Annotated in this window: 11 protein-coding genes; 8 read left to right on the top strand and 3 right to left on the bottom strand. The window is 63.3% G+C overall.

Features of this window, described 5'->3' with window-relative positions; translation table 11 throughout:
* Positions 1-57: 57 nt before the first annotated feature.
* Positions 58-1,230, top strand: coding sequence for an acyltransferase family protein (locus tag AC6I21_RS10980; protein ID WP_497762383.1), 1,173 nt, complete (start codon positions 58-60; stop codon positions 1,228-1,230).
* On the opposite strand, the gene AC6I21_RS10975 is transcribed toward AC6I21_RS10980, so the two are convergent.
* Together AC6I21_RS10975 and AC6I21_RS10970 are read right to left on the bottom strand one after the other, a co-directional pair.
* Positions 1,184-1,687 (bottom strand): aminoacyl-tRNA deacylase, encoded by a 504-nt coding sequence (locus AC6I21_RS10975; RefSeq protein WP_497762382.1) that lies wholly within the window; start codon positions 1,685-1,687, stop codon positions 1,184-1,186. The two genes, AC6I21_RS10980 and AC6I21_RS10975, sit on opposite strands and share 47 nt — an antisense overlap.
* 49 nt (positions 1,688-1,736) lie before the next feature.
* A complete protein-coding gene (locus AC6I21_RS10970; RefSeq protein WP_497762381.1) occupies positions 1,737-2,927 on the bottom strand; it encodes an acetyl-CoA C-acetyltransferase in 1,191 nt (396 codons plus the stop codon).
* A gap of 400 nt (positions 2,928-3,327) precedes the next feature.
* On the opposite strand from AC6I21_RS10970, the gene rpoB reads away from it, so the two are divergent.
* Entirely contained in the window at positions 3,328-6,834 is a 3,507-nt protein-coding gene (gene rpoB / locus AC6I21_RS10965; protein ID WP_138177167.1) for a DNA-directed RNA polymerase subunit beta, read from the top strand.
* 113 nt (positions 6,835-6,947) lie between these two features.
* Positions 6,948-10,838, top strand: coding sequence for a DNA-directed RNA polymerase subunit beta' (locus AC6I21_RS10960; protein WP_138177170.1), 3,891 nt, complete (start codon positions 6,948-6,950; stop codon positions 10,836-10,838).
* Between the two features lie 349 nt (positions 10,839-11,187).
* Here the strand turns inward: AC6I21_RS10960 and AC6I21_RS10955 are convergent, their stop codons facing one another.
* Positions 11,188-11,934, bottom strand: a complete 747-nt coding sequence (locus AC6I21_RS10955) for a formylglycine-generating enzyme family protein (RefSeq protein WP_497762380.1) — start codon at positions 11,932-11,934, stop codon at positions 11,188-11,190.
* A 165-nt stretch (positions 11,935-12,099) separates the two neighbouring features.
* Here AC6I21_RS10955 and AC6I21_RS10950 point away from each other — a divergent pair, with 165 nt between their 5' ends.
* The 5 genes from AC6I21_RS10950 to tuf all read left to right on the top strand — a co-directional run bounded on the left by AC6I21_RS10950 (position 12,100) and on the right by tuf (position 18,321).
* Complete coding sequence (locus AC6I21_RS10950) at positions 12,100-12,720, top strand: recombinase family protein (protein WP_497762379.1); 621 nt, start codon at positions 12,100-12,102, stop codon at positions 12,718-12,720.
* A 1,135-nt stretch (positions 12,721-13,855) separates the two neighbouring features.
* Positions 13,856-14,230 carry a 30S ribosomal protein S12 gene (gene rpsL / locus AC6I21_RS10945; protein ID WP_054820670.1) on the top strand — a complete coding sequence of 125 codons (375 nt, stop codon included), beginning with the start codon at positions 13,856-13,858 and terminating at the stop codon, positions 14,228-14,230.
* Positions 14,230-14,700: a 30S ribosomal protein S7 gene (gene rpsG, locus AC6I21_RS10940; RefSeq protein WP_054820669.1), complete on the top strand. Its 471-nt coding sequence runs from the start codon at positions 14,230-14,232 to the stop codon at positions 14,698-14,700. The genes rpsL and rpsG overlap by 1 nt, the downstream gene beginning before the upstream one ends.
* A gap of 72 nt (positions 14,701-14,772) precedes the next feature.
* Positions 14,773-16,887, top strand: coding sequence for an elongation factor G (gene fusA / locus AC6I21_RS10935; RefSeq protein WP_138177178.1), 2,115 nt, complete (start codon positions 14,773-14,775; stop codon positions 16,885-16,887).
* 243 nt (positions 16,888-17,130) lie between these two features.
* A complete protein-coding gene (gene tuf, locus AC6I21_RS10930; RefSeq protein ID WP_138177181.1) occupies positions 17,131-18,321 on the top strand; it encodes an elongation factor Tu in 1,191 nt (396 codons plus the stop codon).
* The last annotated feature ends 52 nt before the right edge of the window (positions 18,322-18,373 follow it).

Raw genomic sequence — 18,373 nt, 5'->3', positions numbered from 1 at the left:
GACTATAACGATTCTATTAACAGGAGCTATTCATATTCGTCGCTTACGGTGTTTAATGTGCCGAAGAATGAACAGCCCAACGCAATACGACCGGCCCCGCGGCTCGGTCTGCTGGACGCCCTTCGTATCGCTGCCGCGCTGGTGGTCGTGCTTTACCACTACACCGCGTGGGGACACGGCTATTGGGGCGCCGAAGCCGTCGACGCCTGGCCGGTGCTGGGCAAATTCACCATCTACGGCAGCATTGGCGTCCAACTGTTCTTCCTGATCTCCGGCTTCGTGATCCTGATGTCCATCCAGGGCAAGGGATTGATCCAATTCCTGGCTTCCCGCCTGGGCCGGCTCTACCCGGCGTACTGGCTGGCCGTCATCGCCGCCGCCCTGCTCACCTTCCGGCTCTGGCCGGAGCTGAAGGACGGACGCACCGAAGGCGATATTGTTCCCAACCTGACCATGGCACAAAGCGGAATGGGCGTCAGGGACCTGGACGGGGTGTACTGGACGCTCTGGGTTGAACTGCGCTTCTACGCGATCCTGGCCGTGCTGCTGGCCTTCGGACTGGCCAAGAACCGGGCCATCCTGGCGTTGAGCTTCGCCTGGCCGCTGCTGGGCGTGGCGCTGCACCTGGCCGAGGCGGACAAGGCCCAGGAATGGGTGATGGGGCAGTATGCGCCGCTGTTCAGCCTGGGCATGGTGGTCTACCTGATGTACCGGGACCGGCAAACCCCGGTGCGCTGGCTGCTGGTCGGTTTCAACACCCTGCTCGCCTGCTACTTCACGGGCCTGAAGGGAGCGCAGGATTCGGCCTATCTGTCGGGGGTGCAGATTCCCGCCTGGCACTTCTCACTGCTGGTGCTGCTGTGCATTGCCCTATTGCTGGCCTGCACGCTGACCCCGCTGCAGAGGATCCACGCCCGCTGGATGGTGACCGCCGGAATGCTCACCTACCCGCTGTACCTGTTCCACGAGCTGTGGGGCTGGTGGATCATCGCGCACCTGAGCGCGGTCCTCAACAAATACGTGCTGCTGGTCGGAACCGTCGCGCTGATGCTGGCGCTGGCCTATGTTGTGGCCCGGTACGTGGAGAAGCCGGCAGGGCTGTGGCTGCGCAACGAATTCACCCTGCGGGCCACCCAGGCGGTGCAGTGGGTGCGCAGCCTCGCCGCGCGCAAGCCGAACCCGGTCATTCCGGAACGGAAATATCTGCCACTGTCGCGTCAAATCCACTGACCAGGTCCTGGGCCGTCACCAGCACGGCGTGCAGCCGGTCCCCGCTGCCCAGGGCCACCATGGCCTGCTGCTCGCCCTGGAATACCGTGGCGTCAATGACCAGCGGCAACGGGGTCAACGCGCCAAAGGGCGTGATCGTCCCGGGACGATAGCCGGTCACCTCGAACGCCGTGTCCCCGTGGGGCAGGGAGAGCTTGTTGACCCCCAACACCGAGCGGAGTTTGGGCCAGCTCAGGCTCCTGCCGCCGGGGATCAGCGCGAAGAGGTACGTACCGTTGCTGCGCTTGAGCACTAGGGTCTTGAGCAGCCGGTGCTCGGCGATGCCCAGATTCGCGGCCGCCTCACTCAGCGAGGAGGCCGCGGCCCGCGGAACAATCTCAATGGGGATGTTCCGCCGGCTCGCGTCCAGGCTGATGCGGGTGAGCGCCTCATTCGGGGCTTCAGGGGATTCGGTCAACAGCGCACTCGCTTTCCGTGACGGAGAAGGCTGCCCGGGGGAGGGCAGGTTAGGCGTGGTGCAGCAGCAGGGCCTCGCCCTGCCCACCGCCGCCGCACAGGCTCACCGCGGCGGTCCCCGAGTCCCGGCGCGACAGCTCCAGTGCCGCGGTCAACGCCAGGCGGGCCCCGGAGGCGCCAATGGGATGGCCCAGGGCGATGGCTCCGCCGTGGATGTTCGTCTTCTCCAGCGGGTAGTCCAGGTCGGCCAGGGACTGGCAGGCCACGGCGCCGAACGCCTCATTGATTTCTATGAAGTCCAGGTCCTTGACCTGCAGGGACTCCTTGGCCAGGGCGTCCTGGATGGCGCGCGAGGGCTGGGAATGCAAAGAGTTGTCCGGTCCGGCCACCTGGCCGGGGGCACCAATGACCGCCAGGATTTTCAGCCCGTGCTGCTCGGCGTAGTCGCGCGAGGTGACCACCAGGGCCGCGGCCCCGTCGGAGAGCGGGGAGGAGTTGCCGGCGGTGATTGTCCCATCGCGGTCAAAGGCCGGACGCAGCCCGGAGAGGGTTTCGGCGGTGGTCTCGGGGCGCACGCCCTCGTCGCTGTCCACGATCACCGGCTCGCCCTTGCGCTGGGGCACGGAGATCGCCACGATCTCCTCGTCAAAGACCCCGTTGCCCTGCGCGGCGGCCGCCCGCTGGTGGCTGGAGGCCGCCACCTCGTCCTGCGGTCCGCGTTCGATCCCCAGCTCGGTGTTCTTCTCCTCGGTGCTCAGTCCCATGGACTTGCCGTCAAAGGCGTCGGTCAAGCCGTCATGGGCGACCGAGTCCACCGCGGTGATGTCCCCGTAGGTCCACCCGAAACGGGACTTGGGCAGCAGGTGCGGGGTATTGGACATTGATTCCTGCCCGCCGGCGACGACCACCTGGGCCTCGCCCAGGCGAATCATGCGCGCCGCGTCGGTGACCGCGGCCAGCCCGGAAAGGCACACCTTGTTGATGGTCATCGTCGGGGTGTCCCAGCCGATGCCCGCCCGGATGGCGGACTGGCGGGCGGGATTCTGGCCACACCCGGCCTGGACGACCTGACCCATGATGACCGACTGGACCTGCTCGGGGGAGACCCCGGCGTTGTCCAGGGCGCCGGCGATGGCCGCCGCCCCCAAGTCGACCGCGGTCTGGGAGGCCAGGGCCCCCTTGAAACGGGTAAAGGGGGTGCGGGCTCCGCCGACGATCACGGCATCTTGGGGTGAGGACACGGCAACCACTTCCATTCGAAAAGCAACCAGAAAACTGGGGTGATGTTCTGTCACTACAAGACTAATCCATGTGCACTTCACCACAGGAAAACGGATGGCGTTGCGGGGTGTGGGACGCGAGAACGCCGGCGGTGTGGGCGCTGACTAGGAACCGAAACGCTTCATCCGGGCCGGGGGCTCACCGGGGGCGAAGCGGGCGCAGAACTATAACACGAAAATGGAAAATTGCTATCGACAAGCTTGCGCGCATGGGGTACAGTGGAAATTTGCGCCCCGACTGTATGCGCATGCGACCTTCATATAGCGGTGGGTTCGTATGTAACGAGGGTACCAGCCACTGGCAGGAACCTTAGCACAACGGGACGCTTCGGAAACCTGACGGTCTGTGGAAGGATCCATCTTGGTCGCCTCGAGCACCTCTAACAACCAAACCGCTAGTTCGGCTCGCGACGCTGCGTACGCTGGCCGACTTTCTTTTGCAAAGATTCACGAACCCCTTGAAGTGCCGAACCTGCTGGCACTGCAGACCGAGAGCTTTGACCGGCTCATCGGTAATGAGCGGTGGCAGGAGCGCCTGGCCGCCGCCGTGTCCGTCGGTGACAACAGTGTGCCGGACGTCAGCGGACTGGCCGAGATCTTTGAGGAGATCTCCCCGATTGAAGACTTCCAGGAGACCATGTCCCTGAGCTTCTCGGAGCCGGAATTCGCCGACCCGAAGTACTCGATCGCCGAGTGCAAGGACCGTGACGCCACCTACGCCGCCCCGCTGTACGTCAAGGCCGAGTTCATGAACAATGAAACCGGCGAAATCAAGCAGCAGACCGTCTTCATGGGCGACTTCCCGCTGATGACCGACAAGGGTACCTTCATCATCAACGGTACCGAGCGCGTGGTCGTCTCCCAGCTGGTGCGTTCCCCGGGCGCCTACTTCGAGTCTGCCCCGGACAAGACCAGTGACAAGACCATCTACTCCGCACGGATCATCCCGTCGCGCGGTGCCTGGTTCGAGCTGGAAATCGACAAGCGCGACCAGATCGGCGTGCGCCTGGACCGCAAGCGCAAGCAGTCGGTCACCGTGCTGCTCAAGGCCCTGGGCTGGAGCGAAGAGAAGATCCTGGCCGAATTCGGCCAGTACGACTCGGTGCGCGCCACCCTGGAGAAGGACAGCATCAAGGACCAGAACGAGGCCCTGCTGGACATCTACCGCAAGCTGCGTCCGGGCGAGCCGCCGACGGTGGAAGCCGCCCAGGCCCTGCTGCGCAACATGTACTTCGAGCCCAAGCGCTACGACCTGGCCAAGGTCGGCCGCTACAAGCTGAACCGCAAGCTCGGCGTGGAGACCCCGGTCAACGCCGAAAGCGCCCTGGTGCTGAGCATCGACGACATCGTCGCCATGATCCGCTTCCTGGTTGCCCTGCACGCCGGTGAGCGCACCATCGAAGGCACCCGCGAGGGCGAGATCGTTCAGGTCCCGGTCGCCGTGGATGACATCGACCACTTCGGCAACCGCCGTATCCGCGCGGTCGGCGAACTGATCGAGAACCAGGTCCGCACCGGCCTGTCGCGCATGGAGCGCGTGGTGCGTGAGCGCATGACCACCCAGGACGTGGAGGCGATCACCCCGCAGACCCTGATCAACATCCGCCCGGTGGTGGCCGCGATCAAGGAGTTCTTCGGAACCTCGCAGCTCTCCCAGTTCATGGACCAGAACAACCCGCTGGCCGGCCTGACCCACAAGCGCCGCCTCTCGGCACTGGGCCCGGGCGGTCTGTCGCGTGACCGCGCAGGCATGGAAGTGCGAGACGTGCACCCCTCGCACTACGGACGCATGTGCCCGATTGAAACCCCGGAAGGCCCGAACATCGGCCTGATCGGCTCGCTGGCAACCTACGGGCGCATCAACGCCTTCGGTTTCATCGAGACCCCGTACCGCAAGGTCGTGGACGGCGTGGTGACCAACCAGGTCGAGTACCTCACCGCCGATGACGAGCTGCAGCACTTCATCGCCCAGGCCAACGCACCGCTGACCGAGGACGGTCACTTTGCCGAGGACACCGTGCTGGTGCGTGAAAAGGGCGGCGGCGGCGAGCCGGTGCTCGTTGAGCCGGGCGAAGTGACCTTCATGGACGTTTCCCCGCGCCAGATGGTGTCGGTGGCCACCGCCCTGATCCCGTTCCTGGAGCACGACGACGCCAACCGCGCGCTGATGGGCGCCAACATGCAGCGCCAGGCCGTGCCGCTGCTGGCCTCCGAGTCCCCGCTGGTGGGTACCGGCATGGAGAAGTACGCCGCGGTGGACGCCGGTGACTCCGTGGTCGCGCAGAAGCCCGGTGTGGTCACCGAGGTCTCGGCCGACCTGGTCGTGGTGATGAACGACGACGGCACCGAGTCGATGTACCCGATCATGAAGTTCGCCCGCTCCAACCAGGGCAACGCCTACAACCAGCGCGTGCGCGTCTCCGAAGGCGAGCGCGTGGAGTACCAGTCGATCATCGCCGACGGTCCCTCGACCGACGCCGGTGAGCTGGCCCTGGGCAAGAACCTGCTGGTCGCGTTCATGTCCTGGGAAGGCCACAACTTCGAGGACGCCATCATCCTGTCCCAGCGCATGGTCTCCGACGATGTGCTGACCTCGATCCACATCGAGGAGCACGAGGTTGACGCCCGCGACACCAAGCTGGGCGCCGAGGAAATCACCCGCGACATCCCGAACGTGTCCGAGGACATCCTCTCCCAGCTCGATGACCGCGGCATCGTCTACATCGGCGCCGAGGTCGAGGCCGGGGACATCCTGGTGGGTCGCGTGACCCCGAAGGGTGAAACCGAGCTGACCCCCGAGGAGCGCCTGCTGCGCGCGATCTTCGGTGAGAAGTCCCGCGAAGTGCGTGACACCTCGCTGAAGGTGCCGCACGGCGAGTCCGGCACCGTGATCGGCGTGCGCATCTTCGATCGCGACAACGACGACGACCTTTCCCCGGGCGTGAACCAGCTGGTGCGCGTCTACGTGGCCCAGAAGCGCAAGATCACCAACGGTGACAAGCTCGCCGGGCGTCACGGCAACAAGGGCGTCATCTCCAAGATCCTGCCGATCGAGGACATGCCGTTCCTGGAGGACGGCACTCCGGTGGACGTCGTGCTGAACCCGCTGGGTGTGCCCGGGCGTATGAACGTCGGCCAGGTCATGGAAATCCACCTGGGCTGGGCCGCCAAGCAGGGCTGGACCATCGAGAACGAGCCGGAGTGGGTCAAGGACCTGCCGAACCTGCCGCGCCAGACCGGTTCGACCACCGTGGCCACCCCGGTGTTCGACGGTGCCTCCGAGGAGGAGATCCGCGGCATCCTGGATTCGGTGAACCCGACCAGCGACGGCCAGCAGCTGGTGAAGAACACCGGCAAGGCCCGCCTGTTCGACGGCCGCTCCGGCGAACCGTTCCCGGATCCGATCTCCGTGGGCTACATGTACATCCTGAAGCTGCACCACCTGGTGGACGACAAGATTCACGCCCGTTCCACCGGCCCGTACTCCATGATCACCCAGCAGCCGCTGGGCGGTAAGGCCCAGTTCGGTGGCCAGCGCTTCGGTGAAATGGAAGTGTGGGCCCTGGAGGCCTACGGTGCGGCTTACACCCTGCAGGAACTGTTGACCATCAAGTCCGATGACATTCACGGTCGCGTGAAGGTCTACGAGGCGATCGTCAAGGGCGAGAACATCCCGGAGCCTGGCGTTCCGGAATCGTTCAAGGTGCTCATCAAGGAAATGCAATCGCTGTGCCTGAACGTCGAGGTACTGGGTACCGACGGCAACACCATCGAGATGCGCGAATCGGACGAGGAATCGTTCCGTGCCGCTGAAGAACTGGGCATCGACCTTTCGCGGTCCGAGCCCAGCTCCGTCGAGGAAGTCTAGGAACCACCAGCCTGCCGCCGCGGCGCGCACCGCGTGCCCGGCGCCGGGTCGGTGAGACCGACTTACCCATCACGTACTGACTTCAGACACCAGAGAAGAGAGATAAGGACCATATGTCCAGCGATTCCTCATTCGGCCTCATGCGCATCGGCCTTGCCACCGCGGAACAGATCCGCGCCTGGAGCTACGGCGAGGTCAAGAAGCCGGAAACCATTAACTACCGCACCCTGAAGCCCGAGAAGGACGGCCTGTTCTGCGAGAAGATCTTCGGTCCCTCGCGCGACTGGGAATGCTACTGCGGCAAGTACAAGCGCGTGCGCTTCAAGGGCATCATCTGTGAGCGCTGCGGCGTCGAGGTGACCCGCGCCAACGTGCGCCGTGAGCGCATGGGCCACATCGAGCTGGCCGCTCCGGTCACCCACATCTGGTACTTCAAGGGCGTTCCCTCGCGCTTGGGCTACCTGCTGGATCTGGCGCCGAAGGACCTGGAGAAGGTCATCTACTTCGCCGCCTACATGATCACCAGCGTGAACGAAGACCGTCGCCACGCCGAGATGCCGAACCTGCAGGCCCAGCACGACCTGGAGCTGCGCCAGCTGGCCAACAACGCCGAAGCGGACAAGCGTGCCGTGCTGGCGGACCTGGAAGCCGAGCTGGAGCGCCTGGAGGCCGGCGGCGCCAAGGGTGCCGAGCTGAACAAGGCCCGCACCAACGCGGAGAAGACCGTTCAGCAGATCGAGAAGCGTTCCAAGGCCGAGGCCGAGCGCCTGCGCGCCGTCTGGGAGCGCTTCAAGGGCCTGAAGGTCGCCGACCTGGAAGGTGACGAGGGCCTGTACCGCATCATGCGCGAGAAGTACGGCCTGTACTTCGAGGGCTCGATGGGTGCCGAGGCAATCCAGAAGCGCCTGGCCACCTTCGACCTGAAGGGCGAGGCCGAGAACCTCAAGCAGATCATCGACAACGGCAAGGGCCAGAAGAAGACCCGTGCCCTGAAGCGCCTGAACGTCATCAACGCGTTCCTCACCACGGACAACTCACCCGAGGGCATGGTCCTGGACGCCGTTCCGGTGATCCCGCCGGAGCTGCGCCCGATGGTTCAGCTCGACGGTGGCCGCTTCGCCACCTCGGATCTGAACGACCTGTACCGTCGTGTGATCAACCGCAACAACCGCCTCAAGCGCCTGCTGGATCTCGGTGCCCCCGAGATCATCGTGAACAACGAAAAGCGCATGCTGCAGGAAGCGGTCGACTCGCTGTTCGACAACGGACGCCGTGGCCGCCCGGTCACCGGTCCGGGCAACCGCCCGCTGAAGTCCCTGTCCGACATGCTCAAGGGCAAGCAGGGCCGCTTCCGCCAGAACCTGCTGGGTAAGCGTGTTGACTACTCGGGCCGTTCGGTCATCGTGGTCGGCCCGCAGCTGAAGCTGCACCAGTGCGGTCTGCCCAAGCAGATGGCCCTGGAGCTGTTCAAGCCGTTCGTGATGAAGCGCCTGGTTGACCTGAACCACGCGCAGAACATCAAGAGCGCCAAGCGGATGGTGGAGCGCTACCGCCCGCAGGTGTGGGACGTGCTCGAAGAGATCATCACCGAACACCCGGTGCTGCTCAACCGTGCACCCACCCTGCACCGCCTGGGCATCCAGGCCTTCGAACCCCAGCTGGTCGAAGGCAAGGCCCTGCAGCTGCACCCGCTGGTGTGTGCCGCGTTCAACGCGGACTTCGACGGCGACCAGATGGCAGTGCACCTGCCGCTGAGCCCCGAGGCCCAGGCCGAGGCGCGCATCCTGATGCTCTCCTCGCACAACATCCTCAAGCCGTCGGACGGCCGTCCGGTCGCCCTGCCGTCGCAGGATATGATCATCGGCCTGCACCACCTGACCACCAAGCGTGAGCAGGAGAAGGGTGCCGGGCGCGTGTTCACCTCGGTCGCCGAGGCCATCATGGCCATGGACCGTGGGGACCTGCACCTGAACGCCCCGATCAAGATCCGCGTGGAGAACTTCGTCCCGTCCGCCGAGCAACCTGCTCCGGAAGGCTGGGAAGAGGGCACCCCGGCGCTGATCGACTCCTCGCTGGGCCAGGTGCTGTTCAACGACACCCTGCCGGCCGACTACCCGTGGGTTGCCAAGGTGGCGGGCAAGGACGCGCTTTCGGAGATCGTCAACGACCTGGCCGAGCGCTACCCGAAGGTGATTGCCGCCGAGACCCTGGACAACCTGAAGGACGCCGGTTTCCACTGGGCAACCCGTTCGGGCGTGACCGTGGCGATCTCGGACATCACCTCGAACATGGACAAGACCGCCATCCTGGCCCCGTACGAGGAGCGTGCCCGCAAGGTGCAGGCCTCCTACGACAAGGGCCTGATCGCCGACACCGAACGTCGCCAGGACCTGATTGACATCTGGACCAAGGCCACCGACGAGGTCGCCGACGCGATGAAGGAGGGCATGGAGGAACTGAACACCATTAACCGCATGGTGACCTCCAAGGCCCGTGGTAACTGGCTGCAACTGCGCCAGATTGCCGGTATCCGCGGCCTGGTGTCCAACCCGAAGGGTGAAATTATTCCTCGCCCGATCAAGTCCTCCTACCGTGAGGGCCTGTCGGTGCTGGAGTACTTCATCGCGACCCACGGTGCCCGTAAGGGCCTGGCGGATACCGCGCTGAAGACCGCGAACTCCGGTTACCTCACCCGTCGTCTGGTGGACGTGTCCCAGGACGTCATCGTGCGCGAGGAGGACTGCGGCACCCGCCGCGGCCTGACCGTGCCGATCGCCGAGGACATCGCCGGCTTCCGCAAGCTGCACGACACCGTGGAGAACTCGGCGTACACCCGCACGCTGGCCACCGACGTCAAGGACGCCGAGGGCAACGTGCTGGCCGAAGCCGGCTCGGACGTGGGCGACGTGCTGATCCAGAAGCTGTACGACGCGGGCGTGGATGAGATCCGCGTACGCTCCGTGCTGACCTGTGACTCGGCCGTGGGAACCTGTGCACACTGCTACGGCCGTTCGCTGGCCACCGGCAAGACCGTGGACATCGGCGAGGCCGTGGGCATCATCGCCGCACAGTCCATCGGTGAACCCGGTACCCAGCTGACCATGCGTACCTTCCACACCGGTGGTGTGGCCTCGGCTGATGACATCACCCAGGGTCTGCCCCGTATCCAGGAGCTCTTCGAAGCCCGTACCCCCAAGGGTGTGGCTCCGATGGCCGAAGTCACCGGTCGCGTGTCGATCGAGGACGACGAGAAGCAGCTGCGCGTGATCATCACCCCGGACAACGGGGATGAGAAGCAGGCCTACCCGATCCTGCGCCGTGCGCGCCTGGAGGTTGAGGAAGGCCAGCACGTGCAGGCCGGTACCCAGCTGACCAGCGGTACCCTGGACCCGAAGCAGGTTCTTCGCGTCCTCGGCCCGCGTGAGGCCCAGAAGTTCCTGGTCCGCGAGGTCCAGGACGTGTACCAGTCCCAGGGTGTGGGCATCCACGACAAGCACGTGGAAGTCATCGTGCGCCAGATGCTGCGTCGCATCACCGTCATTGAGTCCGGTGAGACCGACCTGCTGCCGGGTGTGCTGGCCGACCGTGCCCGCTTCACCGCCGCGAACCGCAAGGCCGTGGCCGAGGGCAAGCGTCCGGCAGCCGGCCGTGACGAGATGATGGGCATCACCAAGGCCTCGCTGGCGACCGACTCGTGGCTGTCCGCGGCCTCCTTCCAGGAGACCACCCGCGTACTGACCCAGGCCGCCATGGAGGGCAAGGAAGATCCGCTGCTGGGTCTGAAGGAGAACGTGATCATCGGTAAGCTGATCCCGGCCGGTACCGGCCTGGACCGCTACACCCAGGTCACCGTGGAGCCGACCGACGAGGCCAAGGCCACGTTGTTCACCGGCACCTCGGCCTTCTCCTCGGGCCTGTACGACGACGGACTGGACGGCGGGCTCTCGCCCGAGTTCCAGGCCATCTCGATGGATGATTACGACACCGGGCAGGACTTCCGCTAAACCGGAAGCAGCCCCGTCGGCTCCAGATGGCGAAGCCCGTCCCCACCGCTCTTTTGCGGTGGGGACGGGCTTCGCCCGTTAAGGACTTTGCCCAGCGGTGAACACCAAACCTTGTGGCTCAGCCGTGAACAGGACCCGGCAACCCTCGGATCGGTGACCCGTGCGTAGAGCGAGCGCGTTGCCGGAGTGAGGCGGGCAGGGGAGGGGACCGTAGTACGACAACTGTCAGTTTCCGAATTCCTCAGAACTTTTGTCCGCAGTCCTCGGCACTAGGCTGATCCGTCCGCAAGGGGAACCTTCTGTGGGATACCCGCCGCCGTGTACATGGGCTGGCCTGCTTTGGTCAGTCTCAGTATCGCCGGGGCGTCCATCCCGATGGCAGCATGCCAGTGATCTTTCCCCGTTCAGAATCAGCATCGGCTGACCAGCCTTGCGCTGCCTGTGCATCATCGAAGACACCCCGTGCCACGCGCAGACCAAGGTCCGGGTGGCTCATCCCAGGCGCACCACCCCGACGCGTCGAAGCCCGCACGCTCCACGACTTATCAGCGAAACCTCCCCCGCGGAAGATCCGGTATTCTCCGTAGCGGGCCGGATCGAGTAGATCCCAACACCATTCCCATACGTTTCCAAGAGTGTCGTGGAGTCCGAAGGCATTGGGTAGTTTTTGACCAACTTCTTGCGGTTTCTCTACCTTGTCATTTGCTGTCCACCCAATGGCATCGAGGGGGCCGTAATGTGGCCCCGTTGTGCCGGCGCGGCAGGCGTATTCCCATTCGGCTTCCGTGGGCAAGCGGTACCCAGAGGCGTTGGTCTGCCAAGTCACCTCACCGGCATCGATGATGTATGCAGGGACAAGTCCTTCATCCATTGACGCTGCATTGCAAAACAGGATGGCTTCTAACCAGTTGATATCCACCACGGGTTCCTGGGAGCTTGTTTCGCTGGTACCCATCAGTTGCGCGTACTGCGCCGTGGTGACGGAAGTGGCCCCGATCTCGAAAGGTTCTAGATCGACGGTCCAGCGGCGTTTCCGTCGTGCATCATGCAATTCCACTTGTCCGGCTGGTAGCGGACGAAGGTCAAAGATTAGCATTCCACAATGCTCCCATGCCGTCCCGCAAGCCGGTCGGTCACCGGTACAAGTGCGGACAACTTCGGGTCCTGGCTAAACTGGCAGGTTTCCGGGCACGCCCGACTCCCGTATGACCCGACCGAGAAAATGCCCGGTAGAGGCACCCTAAACGGGACGCTCCCAATCATGACCGGACTCCGTATCGGGTACGCGCGCGTATCCACTAACGACCAAGACCTCACCGCCCTAAAGAACGCGCCTATGGCCTCGGGCGTGGCTCCTGAGAAGAACTTCACTGATCAAGGCCGCACTGGCACGAATAGGGCGCGGTCCGGGCTCAGCGAGGCGATGGCCGCTTGCCGTGCTGGGGATACGTTGGTGGTGATGAAGCTTGACCGGATGGCGCGATCCTTGCGCGACGCGAAAGACATCGTTGATGAACTCACCGGCCGCGAGGTGAAGCTCAGCATCGGCGGATCAGTCCACGACCCCATCGACCCTGTAGGTAAGCTCCTGTTCAACGTCCTGGCTATGGTTGCCGAGTTTGAGGCAGATCTGATCCAGGCACGCACGCGTGAGGGCATGGCTGTTGCAAGGACAAAAGGCAGACTACGCGGCAAGCCGCCCAGACTTTCCAGCAAGCAAGAAGCACATCTAGTAGAGCTGCATCGCGCTGGGAATCAGACAACGACAGAACTTGGAGAACTGTTCTCGGTGGCTAGATCGACCGTGTACCGCGCTCTCAGGCGAGCAATGAACCCATCAAGTAGGGTCGCTCATTTATTTTCTGCGCAGGTGAGTACATAGGACTATTGCGCAAAGTCCAGCCCTGTGCAGTCACCTTCGGAAATTTTCATGTCCATGGTCGGCTGCGCAGGCCTGGAATCTCGATGGCTTGTGTGCAGCCGGCTTCGGAAAATGACAACAACGCTCGCGTGTACCTGCACGAACTCCGTGAGCGGGTCGAGGAGCGACATCCGTGCTTCTAGGTTTTGCCAGGTAACGTCAGCTTAGCCCCAGACGCGGCGCAGGCAGGCGAGAGGCAGGGTTGCGCGAAGCCGACGGTCAGCGAGCGGCCTACGCCATGATCCCCGGCAGTAGAGGGATCTCCACTGTCGATAATCAGCGGGACAGAAAAGCACGACTAGTAGCATTTACACCCGGTGCTATTACAACTTTTGGGTGCGCAACAGGCGGCTTTGGGAAGCCAGGGGAGCGGAGTGCAGATGTGCGTGGCGCTGCCTTCCGAGGTTACGGACGGCCGCACACTGTCGGCCGCTGGACGATTCAACCCCGCACGCCGCGGATGCCAGCCGGCGACGCGGCATGGTAGGCGGCACGGTCCTCGCGCGCCTCCCCGAGCACGCATCCCTTCATCGGAAGCTTGCCCAGCCGTACATTCGGTGTCCTCCCGCGGCAACAATATTGAGCCGGGCCCCCCGGTCGGTATGCCGCTCATCGTCCTTGTTGGCGTATTCGGCCTCTGTCAGTAGGTCAGTCGAGGGTAGGCCGCTCGCCGCAGGGTATGGCCGGGGATGAATCGCCCCGGCGCCACAGCCGGCACGCGGATAGCCCGAATGAAAGTGAGGCACATCCCATTGCTGGGCGGTGGGGCACATGCGAAAATAGTAGGTGAGACACTCCGGGGCTCAACGCCTGCAGGACAAGGGTTTGCGAACTGGCAATCAACTGGTCATGTGGGCTTTGAATCCTGGATTTTCAGGGCTGGCAGGATTAATGCTAGACTCGTAACAATTGTTTTATGTGTGGCAAAATGGACGCGGTCCGGGTTGCGGGTAGGTTGCGCAACGAATGCCACACTTTCGCACGCCTAGAGACTTTTCGCTGAGTGCGCGATGGAACGAGCAGATAGCGCAGCAGTACCCGTCATCCGATGGATCGGCGGCGCCGAAGAATTTTAGAAAATTGGAAGGACACGAAAGTGCCTACTATTCAGCAGCTGGTCCGTAAGGGCCGCCAGCCGCAGGTAAACAAGGGCAAGGCCCCTGCCCTGCGCGGCAACCCCATGCGTCGTGGCGTGTGCACCCGTGTGTACACCACCACCCCTAAGAAGCCGAACTCCGCTCTGCGTAAGGTTGCCCGTGTGCGCCTGTCCGGCGGCGTCGAAGTGACCGCCTACATCCCGGGTGTCGGACACAACCTGCAGGAACACTCCATCGTGCTGGTGCGCGGTGGTCGTGTGAAGGACCTGCCGGGCGTTCGCTACAAGATTGTTCGTGGTGCACTGGATACCCAGGGCGTTAAGGATCGTAAGCAGGCTCGTTCCCGCTACGGCGCAAAGAAGGATGGTAAGTAATGCCGCGTAAGGGTCCGGCGCCGAAGCGCCCACTGGTTTCTGATCCGGTATACGACTCGCCGTTGGTCACCCAGCTGATCAACAAGGTGCTGGTCGGTGGGAAGAAGTCCACCGCCGAGCGCATCGTCTACGGTGCACTGGAAGGTGCCGCCGCCAAGTCGGGCGCCGATGCCGTTTCGACCTTGAAGAAGGCCATGGACAACATCCGTCCGGCCCTTGAGGTTCGCTCCCGCCGTGTGGGTGGCGCAACCTACCAGGTGCCGGTCGAGGTCAAGCCGGGCCGCGCCACCGCGCTGGCCCTGCGCTGGCTGGTTGGCTACTCCAAGGCTCGTCGCGAGAAGACCATGATCGAGCGCCTGCAGAACGAGATTCTGGATGCCTCGAACGGTCTGGGTGCCGCTGTGAAGCGTCGCGAAGACACTCACAAGATGGCCGAGTCCAACAAGGCCTTCGCACACTACCGCTGGTAAGAATCGCCTGGCGTCGCCGGCGGCGGGAACCCGCCGCCGGCCATGCCAAGCCTCAGCTCTTAGGGAGACAACGTGGCACAGGACGTGCTTACTGACCTGAACAAGGTCCGCAATATCGGTATCATGGCACACATCGATGCCGGTAAGACCACCACCACTGAGCGCATCCTGTTCTACACGGGTGTGAACCACAAGCTCGGTGAGACCCACGACGGTGGTGCCACCACCGACTGGATGGAGCAGGAAAAGGAACGCGGTATCACCATTACCTCCGCGGCCGTGACTTGCTTCTGGAACAACAACCAGATCAACATCATCGACACCCCCGGCCACGTTGACTTCACCGTTGAGGTGGAACGTTCGCTGCGCGTGCTCGACGGCGCAGTTGCCGTCTTCGACGGCAAGGAAGGCGTGGAGCCGCAGTCCGAGACTGTGTGGCGCCAGGCCGACAAGTACAACGTCCCGCGTATCTGCTTCGTCAACAAGATGGACAAGCTGGGCGCTGACTTCTACTTCACCGTGGACACCATCGTCAACCGCCTGGGTGCCAAGCCGCTGGTCATGCAGCTGCCGATCGGCTCCGAGTCCGACTTCGTCGGCGTCGTTGACCTGCTGACCATGAAGGCATTCGTCTGGGAAGGCGACTCCAAGGGTGACGTCACCATGGGCGCCAACTACGAGATCCAGGAAATCCCTGCCGATCTGCAGGAGCGTGCCGAGGAATACCGCAACAAGCTGGTTGAGGACGTCGCCGAGGCCTCCGAGGAACTCATGGAGAAGTACCTCGAAGGCGAAGAGCTGAGCAATGAAGAGATCAAGGCCGGTATCCGCGCCCTGACCGTCAAGGGCGAAGCCTACCCGGTCTTCTGTGGCTCGGCCTTCAAGAACCGTGGCGTGCAGCCGATGATCGACGCGGTCATCGACTACCTGCCCTCCCCGCTGGACGTCGAGGCCATGGTTGGCCACGACCCCAAGGACGAGAGCATCGAACTGACCCGCGAGCCGAGCGAGGACGCACCGTTCTCCGCGCTGGCGTTCAAGATCGCTGCCCACCCGTTCTTCGGTCAGCTGAACTTCATCCGCGTGTACTCGGGCAAGGTCGCCTCCGGCGCCCAGCTGCTGAACTCCACCAAGCAGAAGCGCGAGCGCATCGGCAAGCTGTTCCAGATGCACGCCAACAAGGAGAACCCGGTTGATGAGATCCACGCGGGTCACATCTACGCCGTGATCGGCCTGAAGGACACCACCACCGGTGACACCCTGTGCGATCCGGCCAACCCGATCGTTCTGGAATCGATGACCTTCCCGGATCCGGTGATCTTCGTGGCCATCGAGCCCAAGACCAAGGGTGACCAGGAGAAGCTGTCGACCGCTATCCAGAAGCTGTCGGCGGAAGACCCGACCTTCACCGTTTCCCTGAACGAGGAAACCGGCCAGACCGAAATCGGCGGCATGGGCGAGCTGCACCTGGACATCCTGGTGGACCGCATGAAGCGCGAATTCCGCGTGGAAGCCAACGTCGGCAAGCCGCAGGTGGCCTACCGCGAAACCATCAAGAAGGCTGTGGAGAAGGTCGACTTCACCCACAAGAAGCAGACCGGTGGTTCCGGCCAGTTCGCGAAGGTGCAGGTCTCCTTCGAGCCGCTTGAGGTCGTTGAGGGCGTCAGCTACGAATTCAAGAACGCCATCACCGGTGGCCGCGTTCCGCGCGAGTACATCCCGTCGGTGGACGCAGGTATCCAGGACGCCATGCAGTTCGGCATCCTGGCCGGCTACCCGATGGTCGGCGTGAAGGCCACCCTGATCGACGGTGCCTACCACGACGTTGACTCCTCGGAAATGGCGTTCAAGATCGCCGGTTCGCAGGTCTTCAAGGAAGGTGCACGCCGCGCCAACCCGATCCTGCTCGAACCAGTGATGGCCGTCGAAGTCCGTACCCCGGAAGAGTACATGGGCGACGTCATCGGCGACCTGAACTCCCGTCGTGGCTCGATCCAGGAAATGTCCGATGCCTCGGGCGTCAAGGTCATCCGTGCCGCAGTGCCGCTGTCCGAGATGTTCGGCTACATCGGTGACCTGCGCTCGAAGACCCAGGGTCGTGCGGTGTACTCGATGACCTTCTCGACCTATGCTGAAGTTCCGAAGGCCGTGGCCGACGAGATCATTCAGAAGTCCCGCGGCGAGTAATCGCCTCAGGCACCAACACTTGGCCGTGACCCCGCCCGTGTGGGGGAGTGGCCGATGGCGAGGCCGGTTCCAAAGCCATTGAAACCGGCCTCGCAAACGGCCAACGAGGGATCCATCACAACCGGATCCCGCAGAGGACCGAAATTTCCATATTTATCCATGCCCCCAGTAGACTGATTCCAGTTTCGTTTGCGAACCGCGCAGACGGAAATACGTCTTCTGAAATGTTTCTAGGAGGAACCTGTGGCAAAGGCAAAGTTCGAGCGGACTAAGCCGCACGTCAACATTGGCACCATCGGTCACGTTGACCACGGTAAGACCACTTTGACGGCTGCCATTTCCAAGGTGCTTGCTGACAAGTACCCGGATCTGAACGAGCAGCGCGACTTCGCTAGCGTTGACTCCGCACCGGAAGAGCGCCAGCGCGGTATTACCATCAACATCTCGCACGTCGAGTACCAGACCGAGAAGCGTCACTACGCACACGTCGACGCCCCGGGCCACGCTGACTACGTGAAGAACATGATCACCGGTGCCGCCCAGATGGACGGCGCAATCCTGGTGGTTGCCGCTACCGACGGTCCGATGGCTCAGACCCGCGAGCACGTTCTGCTGGCTCGCCAGGTTGGCGTTCCGACCCTGCTGGTCGCACTGAACAAGTCCGACATGGTCGAGGACGAAGAACTGCTCGAGCTGGTGGAGATGGAAGTTCGCGAACTTCTGTCCTCGCAGGGCTTCGACGGTGACGACGCCCCGGTTGTTCGCGTTTCGGGCCTGAAGGCTCTGGAAGGCGACCCGGAGTGGACCAAGTCCATCGAAGAACTGATGGATGCCGTTGACACCTTCATCCCGGATCCGGTGCGTGACCGTGACAAGCCGTTCCTGATGCCGATCGAGGACGTCTTCACCATCACCGGTCGCGGTACCGTGGTGACCGGCCGCGCCGAGCGTGGCACCCTGGCCATCAACTCGGAAGTTGAGATCGTTGGCATCCGCCCGATCCAGAAGACCACCGTTACCGGTATCGAGATGTTCCACAAGCAGCTCGACGAGGCCTGGGCAGGCGAGAACTGTGGTCTGCTGCTTCGCGGTCTGAAGCGCGAAGACGTGGAACGCGGTCAGGTTGTTGTGAAGCCGGGTTCGATCACCCCGCACACCAACTTCGAGGCCAACGTCTACATCCTGTCCAAGGATGAAGGCGGCCGCCACAACCCGTTCTACTCGAACTACCGTCCGCAGTTCTACTTCCGCACCACCGACGTCACCGGCGTCATCACCCTGCCGGAAGGCACCGAGATGGTTATGCCGGGCGACAACACCGAAATGTCGGTTGAGCTGATCCAGCCGATCGCCATGGAAGAAGGCCTGGGCTTCGCTATCCGCGAGGGTGGCCGCACCGTTGGTTCGGGTCGCGTCACCAACATCACCAAGTAAGTACCTGGATGATGTTCTAGACCGCGAGGTCTAAGTTCAAAAAATTCCCCGT

This window comes from Glutamicibacter sp. St.4D3, assembly GCF_059728615.1.
This window is presented reverse-complemented; position numbering and strand designations above follow the sequence as displayed.